The following is a 2,976-nucleotide window of genomic DNA, read 5'->3' as shown; positions in this document are numbered from 1 at the left end:
GACGAATATGGCCGCTAATCAGGTATTTCGTTCGGCGGCTGACGCTGGGGCCGACGTGGGAGCTCGCGGGAGATCGTCATGTCAGTGCCCGCCAACATTTCGTCCCGTGTCATCGGTTGACGACGACGAGCCTCATCGCAGCCCGTCCGGGTTGACTCAAGTAGACGATCGGCTACTGCCCGAACGAATTCGTCACAGTCACTTGGCAAGTGCGTCCAGCAGGGCAGCGTCCTCGTCCCGGATTCGCTGGAAGATCGCGCGAGTTCGCGCGCTCTTGTCGGCTCGGGCGGCGCGTTCCTCGAACGCCAGAGGCCGAGCGCTTCGCGTCGTTCAAGTGATCTGGGAGTGTTCGCCGAGCCTGTGCCAAGACCGGTTGTGGTACACGAGGGCGTCGCCGTGCTGTCCGCCGCTGACGTCGCGGTCGATCTGCGATTGCAGGGCGTGCGCCGCTATGACGGTGGAGCCGCCGGCATCCATGCGGCCGATGACCGCGCAACGAACCCACGCACGCACGCCGTTGTACACCGGCTCGCCTGTGACGAGACGGGAGTAGCGGTCCGTTTCGGCAAAGCGGTCGACGCCGCGGGTGGCGCCGAGTTTCGCGACCTCGAGGTCGTCGGCGTCGAGGAGGTGGACCACGACGGTCTCCGCGCGGGCGAACGCCGCCGCGGTGGACGACTGGGCCGAGATCGAGAAGATGAGCAATGGAGGGTCGGCGCTGACTGACGACACGGAAGTCGCGGTCAGCGCCACCGGCCCTCCCCCCGCGTCAGCGGTGATGACCGCCACGCCAGCGGGGTGCCCGCGAAAGGCGGCTTTGAACTCGTCCGGCGACAACGAGGAGTCGAAGCCCGGTCTCGCACCGGCCGATCGAGTGGCAGTTGCGGGATTCGTCATGCCTGGGGGACCCTGAACGTGAACTCGTTCGCCATGAGTGGCCAATCCGTGGGGTGATCGGCCGGGCTCGGCCTTGCGGAAGTCGGTACAGCCATCGTCCAGGCACCTACCGCCCATCGACAAACTAAGCATGGCTATATATCCCTATAGCCCTTCCCTATGGCTCGCGAGTCGTGCGTGAGAGGTTAGCCGAGCAGCGCCACGCCGAAGCCTGCCACGACGGTCCGCAGTTCAGCGAGGTAGCGCTGCGCCTGCTCGGTGAGCGGGATCGCCGAATGGCCGATCCAGCCGATCTCGATGCGTTCGTCAACGTCGAGCGGGATGGCGACGATCTCCGGGTCGAGGTCGTCGCTGATGATGCCGGTCGAGATCGTGTAGCCGTCGAGCCCGATCATGAGGTTGAAGATCGTAGCGCGGTCGGAGACCCGGATCTCTTGCTTGCTCGACAACGTGGAGAGGATCTCCTCGGCAAAGTAGAACGAGTTGTTCGCCCCCTGGTCGAAGGTGAGCCGCGGCAGGTCGGCGAGATCGGCGAGGGTGACGCGATCTCGAGAGGCGAGGGGGTTCTTCCGGGAGATGAAGATGTGCGGCTCGGTGAGAAAGAGCGGGCGGAACGCGAGCCCGGAGTCCCGGAGTAGTTTGTCGATGACGTTCCGGTTGAAGTCGTTCCGGTAGAGGATGCCGAGCTCGCTGCGCAGCGTCCGGACGTCTTCGATGATGTCCCAGGTGCGAGTCTCACGCAGCGAGAACTCGTACTCGGCCGCCCCGCTGCCCTTCACCATTCGCACGAACGCGTCGACCACGAACGAGTAGTGCTGCGCCGAAACGCCGAGCAGGCGTCGCGACGGCGGCCGACCCAGGTAGCGCTGCTCGAGAAGCCCTACCTGCTCGGTGACCTGCCGGGCATAGCCGAGGAACTCCGCACCATCGGCGGTGAGCGTCACGCCGCGGGCGGAGCGGAGGAGGAGGGCGCGGCCCACCCGGGTCTCGAGGTCTTTCATCGCGGCGGACATGGTCGGCTGGGAGACATAGAGCAGGTCGGCGGCGGCGCTGATCGATCCCTCCGCGGCGACCTCGATGAAGTAGTGGAGCTGCTGCAGCGTGATACTGGGTGATCGCCTAACCATAGGTAGAGACTATAGGAATCGATAGCCGCGATTAGTTTGTCGATGGCCGCTTTGTGCCTGGACGATGGGCGTACCGAATTCCGCAAGGCCGAGCCCGGCCGATCAGCCCACGGATTGGCCACTCATGGCGAACGAGTTCACGTTCAGCGTCACCACTACCCGCTTCGATGAGGACTACTCGCCGTCGGACAGTTCCCGGATCACCACGAACTTCGCCAATCTGGCCCGTGGCGAGCACCGCCGGCAGAACCTCCGCAACGCCCTGGCGATGATCGACCACCGATTCAACGACCTCGCGCACTGGGACAACCCGAACCGGGACCGCTACACCGTCGAACTCGAGATCGTCACCGTCGAGCTGCAGTTCGCCGCGGGAGGCGAGGATCAGGAATTCCCGCTGCTCGAGGTGCTCGACATCCAGATCGTCGATCGGCGGACCGAGGCACGTCACCGCGGGATCGTGGGGAACAACTTCTCCTCCTATGTCCGCGATTTCGACTTCAGCGTGCTGCTGCCGGCGGCCACCGAGGCCGCCGGGGAGTTCACCGTGCCCGACGATTTCGGCGTTCTGCACGGCAAGCTGTTCCAGCACTTCCTCGACTCCGACGTGTACCGCGAACGCTTCCCGATGTCGCCCGTGGTCTGCATCAGCGTTTCGACGAGCAAGACGTATCGTCGGACCGAGTATCACCACCCGGTCCTCGGCGTCGAGTATCTGCAGGACGACTACTCGCTGACCGACGAGTACTTCGGACGGATGGGACTGCAGGTCCGATACTTCATGCCCCCCAGGGGCGTCGCGCCGCTCGCGTTCTACTTCCGCGGCGATCTCGTCGAGGACTACTCCAACCTGCAACTCATCGGCACGATCAGCACGATGGAGACGTTCCAGAAGATCTATCGACCGGAGATCTACAACGCGAACTCGGCTGCCGCGCTATCGTCTCAGCTC

The 2,976-nt window shown here is 64.5% G+C and carries 3 protein-coding genes; 1 reads left to right on the top strand and 2 read right to left on the bottom strand.

What is annotated here, in order from left to right:
- Positions 1 to 330: 330 nt before the first annotated feature.
- A complete protein-coding gene (locus VNT50_RS12925; RefSeq protein ID WP_325485517.1) occupies positions 331 to 897 on the bottom strand; it encodes a flavin reductase family protein in 567 nt (188 codons plus the stop codon).
- Positions 898 to 1,082: 185 nt separating this feature from the next.
- Complete coding sequence (locus VNT50_RS12920) at positions 1,083 to 2,024, bottom strand: LysR family transcriptional regulator (protein ID WP_325485516.1); 942 nt, start codon at positions 2,022 to 2,024, stop codon at positions 1,083 to 1,085.
- A gap of 124 nt (positions 2,025 to 2,148) precedes the next feature.
- On the opposite strand from VNT50_RS12920, the gene VNT50_RS12915 reads away from it, so the two are divergent.
- Positions 2,149 to 2,976: putative oxygenase MesX (locus VNT50_RS12915; RefSeq protein ID WP_325485515.1), on the top strand; the 828-nt coding region annotated here is incomplete at its 3' end.

Origin of the sequence: Microbacterium sp., assembly GCF_035554235.1 — a bacterium.
Lineage (GTDB): Bacteria > Actinomycetota > Actinomycetes > Actinomycetales > Microbacteriaceae > Microbacterium.
This window is presented reverse-complemented; position numbering and strand designations above follow the sequence as displayed.

What these genes read in the sequence shown, in the direction of transcription:
- VNT50_RS12920 (WP_325485516.1), bottom strand. Translation starts at nt 2,024, where the DNA reads ATGGTTAGGCGATCACCCAGTATCACGCTGCAGCAGCTCCACTACTTC.
- VNT50_RS12925 (WP_325485517.1), bottom strand. Translation starts at nt 897, where the DNA reads ATGACGAATCCCGCAACTGCCACTCGATCGGCCGGTGCGAGACCGGGC.